General features: G+C 43.8%; 7 protein-coding genes and 1 riboswitch. Of the genes, 5 read left to right on the forward strand and 2 right to left on the reverse strand.

Features of this window, described 5'->3' with window-relative positions:
* Positions 1-153 precede the first annotated feature (153 nt).
* Positions 154-810 carry an HTH-type transcriptional repressor FabR gene (gene fabR / locus L1D31_RS21450; RefSeq protein WP_239839013.1) on the forward strand — a complete coding sequence of 219 codons (657 nt, stop codon included), beginning with the start codon at positions 154-156 and terminating at the stop codon, positions 808-810.
* Positions 795-1175 carry a YijD family membrane protein gene (locus tag L1D31_RS21455; protein WP_239839014.1) on the forward strand — a complete coding sequence of 127 codons (381 nt, stop codon included), beginning with the start codon at positions 795-797 and terminating at the stop codon, positions 1173-1175. The genes fabR and L1D31_RS21455 overlap by 16 nt, the downstream gene beginning before the upstream one ends.
* A gap of 61 nt (positions 1176-1236) precedes the next feature.
* Here the strand turns inward: L1D31_RS21455 and trmA are convergent, their stop codons facing one another.
* On the reverse strand, positions 1237-2346 hold the full coding sequence (gene trmA / locus L1D31_RS21460; protein ID WP_239839015.1) for a tRNA (uridine(54)-C5)-methyltransferase TrmA: 1110 nt from the start codon (positions 2344-2346) through the stop codon (positions 1237-1239).
* Between the two features lie 190 nt (positions 2347-2536).
* Positions 2537-2739: riboswitch (cobalamin riboswitch) on the forward strand.
* Positions 2740-2792: 53 nt separating this feature from the next.
* On the opposite strand from trmA, the gene L1D31_RS21465 reads away from it, so the two are divergent.
* From L1D31_RS21465 to murI, 3 genes are read left to right on the forward strand one after another with little or no spacing between them, the layout of a single operon-like run.
* Positions 2793-4580 (forward strand): TonB-dependent receptor, encoded by a 1788-nt coding sequence (locus L1D31_RS21465; protein ID WP_239839016.1) that lies wholly within the window; start codon positions 2793-2795, stop codon positions 4578-4580.
* A 52-nt stretch (positions 4581-4632) separates the two neighbouring features.
* Complete coding sequence (locus L1D31_RS21470) at positions 4633-5304, forward strand: adenine nucleotide alpha hydrolase (RefSeq protein ID WP_239839017.1); 672 nt, start codon at positions 4633-4635, stop codon at positions 5302-5304.
* A 45-nt stretch (positions 5305-5349) separates the two neighbouring features.
* The gene (murI, locus tag L1D31_RS21475) at positions 5350-6141 is read left to right on the forward strand and encodes a glutamate racemase (RefSeq protein ID WP_239839018.1); all 792 of its coding nucleotides are present in this window, start codon (positions 5350-5352) and stop codon (positions 6139-6141) included.
* Here the strand turns inward: murI and L1D31_RS21480 are convergent.
* Complete coding sequence (locus L1D31_RS21480) at positions 6107-6547, reverse strand: RNA-binding protein (RefSeq protein WP_239839019.1); 441 nt, start codon at positions 6545-6547, stop codon at positions 6107-6109. The two genes, murI and L1D31_RS21480, sit on opposite strands and share 35 nt — an antisense overlap.
* Positions 6548-7081: the final 534 nt, after the last annotated feature.

The following is a 7081-nucleotide window of genomic DNA, read 5'->3' on the forward strand; positions in this document are numbered from 1 at the left end:
ACGGTGGTATGTCTCTAAACCAATGTTAAGTGGTTGAAAAAGATAGCAGGCTGAGTTTAATTGTCACGCGGTAGTCAAAGGTGACGATTTTGGCTTATGTCCTTAAGGCAATCGTTGTATATTAACTGCTACAAACAAATAAGTAGAAAACAGATGAAATCCATGGGAATCCGTGCACAGCAAAAAGAAAAAACGCGCCGTTCATTAATTGATGCTGCGTTTAGCCAGCTTAGCGCTGACCGAAGCTTTTCGAATTTAAGCCTGCGAGAAGTGGCTCGGGAAGCAGGGATTGCCCCGACCTCATTCTATCGTCATTTTAAGGACATGGATGAATTAGGGCTGACCATGGTTGACGAGGGAGGTTTACTGCTTCGTCAGTTGATGCGCCAAGCGCGGCAACGAATAGTCAAAGAGGGCAGTGTGATCCGCACGTCTATCGAGACGTTTATGGAGTTCATTGACAACAACCCCAATGTGTTTCGTCTATTATTGCGAGAGCGTTCGGGAACATCGTTTGACTTTCGTACTGCGGTTGCGAGAGAAATTCAGCATTTTGCCGCTGAACTGACCGAGTATTTGATCAGCACCGGAATGTCGCGTGATGAAGCCTATACTCAGGCAGAAGCGTCAGTCACTCTGGTATTTAGCTCGGGCGCTGAAGCATTGGATTTGAATCGACGTGAGCGCGATGAGCTTGCGGAACGATTGATTATGCAATTGCGAATGATAGCCAAAGGGGCTTTATGGTATCGCAAAGAACGTGAACGTAACCGATTAAAAGGTGGGATTGATCAATGTCGAATGAAGTAAACCAAATTAATCGTGGTTCAGAGAAGAAAACCCTAGTATTGGCCTTAGTTGCTGGTATGTGTGGTGACGCTTTATTGTCCTGGCTGACAATGAGCGAAGTGTCTTTCTCTATTTTTCCACTGATTGCGCTTGTGCTGTCTGTGCAGGCGTTGTACCAAGAGTATCTACGTAACCCGGTCTCCGAAGACATTCCGCTGGTTGGCTTAGCATGTTTCTTCGTTGGCGCATTTGGACATTCTGCTTTTGTTAAAGCGCAGCATCCGGATGCTGGGTCTAACTTCTTTGCCATTATAGTATCGCTACTACTGCTGCTATGGATTGGTAAGAAGCTCGGCTTTATGGGCCGTTCCGCTAGCGCTGAGTAGTGTTACTTCTAACACAAAAAAACGAGCCAAATGGCTCGTTTTTTTGTATTCGCTTATCAAGCTACGCTTTGCGTTCCAGTAGCATACCCGCTTCCATATGGTGGGTATAAGGGAACTGATCAAACAGAGCAAAACGCGTGATGTTGTGTGTTTCACTTAAAATATCAAGATTGTCCTTGAGCGTCTCTGGGTTACAGGAGATGTATAGAATGCGCTCATAGCCCTGAACCATCTTACAGGTATCGATATCCATACCTGCGCGAGGAGGGTCGACAAAAATCGTATTACAGTTGTAGCTTTTCAAATCCACCCCCGCGTCTTTTAGACGGCGGAATTCACGTTTACCTTCGATTGCCTGAGTGAATTCTTCCGCGGATAGACGCAGGATTTGCACGTTATCAATGTTATTGGCTGCAATATTGTACTGCGCAGATTCGACAGAAGGTTTGGCTAGTTCGGTCGCTAGCACGCGGTTAAAGTTCTGCGCGAGTGCCAGTGAGAAGTTACCGTTACCACAATAGAGCTCCAGCAGATCACCTTGGCTATCGTTGGTACAGTCGATTGCCCACTCCAGCATTTTTTCAGCCACTTTACCGTTGGGTTGCGTAAAGCTGTTCTCGACTTGTTGATAAACGTATGGCTGGCCATTGACGTCGAGTTTTTCAATCACGTAGTCGCGATCGAGAACAATCTTCATTTTACGTGCACGACCAATCAGGTTCAGGTTGAATCCTTCATCGTTCAGGCGTTGCTTGAGCGCTTTTGCGTTCTTCGTCCACTCATCATCCAATTGACGGTGGTACAAAAGAGACACCAGAATCTCACCGCTCAGTGTTGATAGAAAATCCACTTGGAACAGTTTACGTCGCAGAGAGTCGTTGTCTTTCATTGCATCAATCAGCAATGGCATTAGATCGTTGATCAGACGGCTCGCCGCAGGGAACTGGTCGACACGGTATTTTTCACGCGTTTCCTGGTTGAACATGATGTAGTAAAGGTCTTCCCCTTCATGCCAAACACGGAACTCAGCGCGCATACGATAATGTTGCTCTGGAGACTCAAACACTTCCAGTTCTGGGACGTGGTAGGGCGCAAACATCTGATTGAGACGTTCGACCTTTTCCGCCAGTTGTTCTTGGTAGCGCTGTGGATTTACTTCAAGAGTCGCCATGTTTATTACCTTTCAGGTGCTGAGTGCGTTTGTTTTAGGAGCGCAGATTTTATTCAATATCTGCGACATGTCCAGCTTTGTCACTCTCCTCGGTTCAACATCGTGTGTAAACATGTTTCCATGTGAGAGTGATAAAGCCATTGGTTATATAAAAGCACAATATTGGCTGGACAAAGGAATGATAGCTGAATAACATTTGCGCCTAGCTGGTGCTATCTAGCAGTATAGATGGCTGAAAAGGGAATCTGGTGGAAATCCAGAACTGACGCGCAGCGGTAAAAGAGAACGAAAGCTCAAATGACACTGCATAGAGATTTATGTGGGAAGTCGAGTGATTAGGTGGTGATACTGAGCTCTTGAGTCCGAATACCTGCCAGCAGCTGAGCCAATCAATGGAAGCAAGTGCTCCAAGCTCGGTAGGATTTACGCGATTTAGGATTATAAAAATGAACCGTTCTATTCTGGCGATAGCAGTGGCATCGCTACTTCCGCACGCCTCCCTTTCATATGCCCAAGAAGTATCAGCCGATGAGACTATGGTGGTGACGGCGAACCGTTTTGAGCAGTCAAGTAGCGATGTTATCGCCCCAATCGAGATTGTTACCAAGGAAGAAATTGAAGCAATCCAAGCAAAGTCTTTAACTGAAGTACTCCGCAGACTTCCTGGTGTCCAGATTGCAAGTAATGGTGGTTATGGACAAACAACAAGTGTATTCATTCGTGGTAGTGAGTCAGACCATGTACTGGTTTTGATGAACGGTGTCCGTATCGGTGATGCATACTCTGGTGGTGCCGCTATTAATGCCATTTCTTTAAACGGTGTTGAACGTATCGAATATATCCGTGGACCAAGAACGGCCATATATGGTTCAGATGCTCTAGGAGGCGTCATTAATATCATCACGAGTTACACAGACCCCCAGATTGAGGTTTCGGCAGGCCTTGGTAGTGATAACCTAAATCAGGTTCAACTCTTAGTTGCAGAAGAAATTACAGAAAACACTTGGGGTAAGCTATCTCTAAATCGCTTAGAGACGGATGGTTTTGATGTCACAGTCAGTGATGCTGGTGATCAAGGAGATGATGACGGGTTTAAAAGTGAAGATGCTGCCCTCGAATTAGGTGTTCGCTTCAACGAAAACTGGACGGCAAGACTTAATGGTGATTATGCCGATACATTCGTAGAGTATGATCAAGGTGAAATTGAACAAAGGCTATATAACCTTTCTCTCGTCACGCAGTATCAAACAGAAAGCTTTCATTCAGATCTTGTTTTGGGAACTAATGAAGATAAGAAGTATTACCCAAGCTTTGATAGCAATTATCAAACCAACCGTGACACGATGACTTGGAGTAACTTCTTTGCTTTAGCCAATGATATGTCGGTAAATGCTGGCATTGATTGGTATAAAGATGATGTATCAAGTACATCGAGTGATTTGGATGAAACAAGCCGAACAAACACCGCGGTATATCTAACAGGTTTGTACAACGGAGACGTTCTTCAGCTAGAGGGGAGCGCTCGAACTGATGATAATCAAAGATACGGTCGTAATAATACTTGGCAATTAGGGCTTGGATATAGATTTTCAGAACATTATCGAGTGACAGGTAATACAGGTACGGCATTTAAGGCTCCTACATTTAGTGACTTATATAGTCCTCTAGTTTGTTATCCGACTTGCTACAGTGGCAACCCAAACCTAAAACCAGAAGAGTCTAAAAACTATGAAGTTGCTATAGAGGCTGACTATAGTTACCTAAGTGTTAGGTTAGCGGCTTATCGAAATGATATTGATAACCTTATTTTGGGTGATATTAAAGAGAATGTCGGAGAAGCTCGTATCGAAGGTATTGAGATAAGCTCAACGTTCGAAACTGGGCCTATTAGCCATTCAGCTAGCTTTGACTGGATGGACCCTAAAGATTTAGATAATGATGAACAGCTAGCACGCCGAGCGAAGCATAGTGGTAAATGGAATATGACGTACTTTGGCTCTGACTGGCAAGTGGACCTTAGCTATCTCTACCAAGGAGAGAGACCAGACTTGACGGCTAATGACATTACCTTAGATAGTTATTCATTAGTTGATTTTGCGGGAACTTATTTTGTTAATGATAGCTTTAGTGTGAGAGCTCGCATCTCTAATTTACTTGATGAAGAATATGAAACTGCTGGTGGCTACAACACCCAAGACCGCAGCTATTTTGCATCAGTGAAGTACCAATTTTAGTTTATTTTAAGCCGCCTAATGAGGCGGCTTTTTTCAATGTGATGTACAAACTATGTCAAAACGCACCATTATCAGTTGGTCGAGCGGTAAAGATTCGACTTTGACCTTAGAAAGGTTGATTGAAAGCGAAGAGTATCAAGTGGTCGGTCTATACACGACTTATGTCAAAGATGAAGTCCCATTTCAAGCCACACCTGTTGAAGTGCTCGACATGCAAGCTGCCTTACTTGGTTTGCCCCTAATAAAGATTGAAATGCCGGAAACATTTCCGCCTAATGATGTTTATCAGTCGGCCATTATTGATGCACTAAAGAACAGTGCGCTCGATATTCAAGCTGTGGCTTTTGGTGACATGTTTTGTAATGGGATTGAAGCCTATCGCCGCAGCTATATTGAACCTGCTGGTTGGGAGTGTGTTTTTCCTCTCATTGGACAACACAGCCAAGACCTTGCGGATGAGATATTAGAGCGTGGCATTAAAACCTTGGTGGTAACGACGGATGGTCAGGCTCTTGACCCAACTTATTGCGGGCGATGGTATGACCGAACCTTCATTGATTCTCTACCGCGCGGCGTGGATCCATGCGGTGAGGATGGAGAGTTTCATACGTTAGTGACACAAACCCGTAGCTATCAAGGCAAGATAGAGTTGAGCTTAACTACCCTTGACGTCGGAGAGCGTTTCTCTCATCAACGTTACCAAGCGAAGATATTGCCAAACTAATTTGTGTGAGTATGATTGCCACATCGAAATGCGTGGGTATATCAAGTGTCACAACAACCAAAAGTATTAATTTTTGACTCAGGCGTCGGTGGGCTTTCTGTTTTCCAAGAGATAGAAAAAAAGCTCCCTCAGCTTGATTATATATACCTGTTCGATAACGCTGCCTATCCCTACGGTGAGCTGAATCATGAAACTTTAGTTTCTCGAGTGGAAGCGTTGGTTTCGCAGTATGTCGCTGAGCACCAAGTTGATTTAGTTGTGATTGCATGTAATACCGCAAGCACCATTGTACTACCTTCATTGAGAACGTTGCTCTCCATTCCGGTTGTCGGTGTCGTACCTGCGATTAAGCCAGCTTCCAATTTAGCGAATAAAGCGGTTGGCCTGATAGCAACCCCTGCGACGGTGACACGTCAATACACGCAGGAATTGATTCGCGACTTCTCGCAAAGCAAACCCGTTGAATTGTTGGGCTCTACTCGACTGGTTGATATGGCAGAAGAAAAGCTTCGTGGTATCCCAATCTCGACTCAAGAACTGATGGATGTTTTATCCCCCATGATTGGTAAAGTAGATGTTGCCGTACTCGGGTGTACACACTTTCCGCTTATTAGGGAAGAAATTCAGTCGGTGCTGAGTGAGCAGGTTGTATTGATAGACTCGGGAAAAGCCATTGCACGCCGTGTGCAGGAGCTACTGAATCTTGAAAGGATAAGAGAAGAGAAGGGGAAACGAGAGATTTTCTCAACGGCTCCCCCTTATGAAGAAGGAGCGTTGAATCAAGCGTTACAAGTTTTAGGGTTTAATCCAGTTCAGCTTGAGATTTTGGATCGTTAGCAATACGTACTTTTAACGTACGCTGCATATAATCCTTGTCATTTAATCCTTCTATGGCACCGGCAGCATCGGTCGCTGCCATTACAACAAAACCAAATCCTCTTCTTTTACCTGTGCGTTTGTCTTTCATCAAACGTACAGCGAAAACTTCCCCATGTTTGGCAAATAATTCTTTTACGTGTGACTCATTTGCTTTGTAAGGAAGGTTGCCGACATAAAGAGTTTTGGTCGCGGGTTCATTAACGGTTGCTGGCTCAGTTGCGGTGTTTGAAAATTTAAAAACAAAAGCAGAAGCAAAAACACCGATAACAAAGCTGAGCGCAGGAGAAATAGCAACCTGCGAAAAGATGATTCCACCCAATACCGCTAGGGCGATAATCATTAAGGTCGATTTATTTGAACTCATATTCGAATACAACTTTGTAGTTTAAGAAAAAATGTCTAGATGTTAACAAAATAGACACACGGATCTTACGTATATGGTTGTTGTTTTTCCAACCTATTGATGTGACATGATTCAAATGTTGAAATTTTATTCTATTTCCAGCCCTTTGTTTTCTTTTTAACCAAACAGAAAGTAATTTCTAAAAAACACTTGTCATCTTCTCAGACCTCCCTATAATGCCGCCTCACCGACACGGAGTGAGACGAAAGTCACAAACCAAATCGGAATCTAAAGAGGAAAGAAAGTTAAATAAAACGCTTGACTCTTTAAGTAGGAGGCGTAAGATACGCACCCCTAGCCAAGAGGTATTAAATATCGATTTGGTTAGCACAGCTCTTTAACAATGTAAACCTATCAATCTGTGTGGGCACTCGTTGATGATAATCCAATTAGAAGCTTCGGCTTCAAATTAGGTTTCAATGAAACGAAGTGACCATTGAATCTTCGGATTCAGCACAGTCAATTCAAACATTACGTTATGTAATGTTCAGTATT

Source organism: Vibrio sp. Isolate23, assembly GCF_022398095.1.
Classification (GTDB): Bacteria; Pseudomonadota; Gammaproteobacteria; order Enterobacterales; family Vibrionaceae; genus Vibrio; species Vibrio coralliilyticus_A.

Bases quoted from the DNA above. Each gene is read 5' to 3' on its own strand.
- fabR (WP_239839013.1), top strand. From the start codon at position 154: ATGAAATCCATGGGAATCCGTGCACAGCAAAAAGAAAAAACGCGCCGT.
- L1D31_RS21455 (WP_239839014.1), top strand. From the start codon at position 795: ATGTCGAATGAAGTAAACCAAATTAATCGTGGTTCAGAGAAGAAAACC.
- trmA (WP_239839015.1), bottom strand. From the start codon at position 2,346: ATGGCGACTCTTGAAGTAAATCCACAGCGCTACCAAGAACAACTGGCG.
- L1D31_RS21465 (WP_239839016.1), top strand. From the start codon at position 2,793: ATGAACCGTTCTATTCTGGCGATAGCAGTGGCATCGCTACTTCCGCAC.
- L1D31_RS21470 (WP_239839017.1), top strand. From the start codon at position 4,633: ATGTCAAAACGCACCATTATCAGTTGGTCGAGCGGTAAAGATTCGACT.
- L1D31_RS21480 (WP_239839019.1), bottom strand. From the start codon at position 6,547: ATGAGTTCAAATAAATCGACCTTAATGATTATCGCCCTAGCGGTATTG.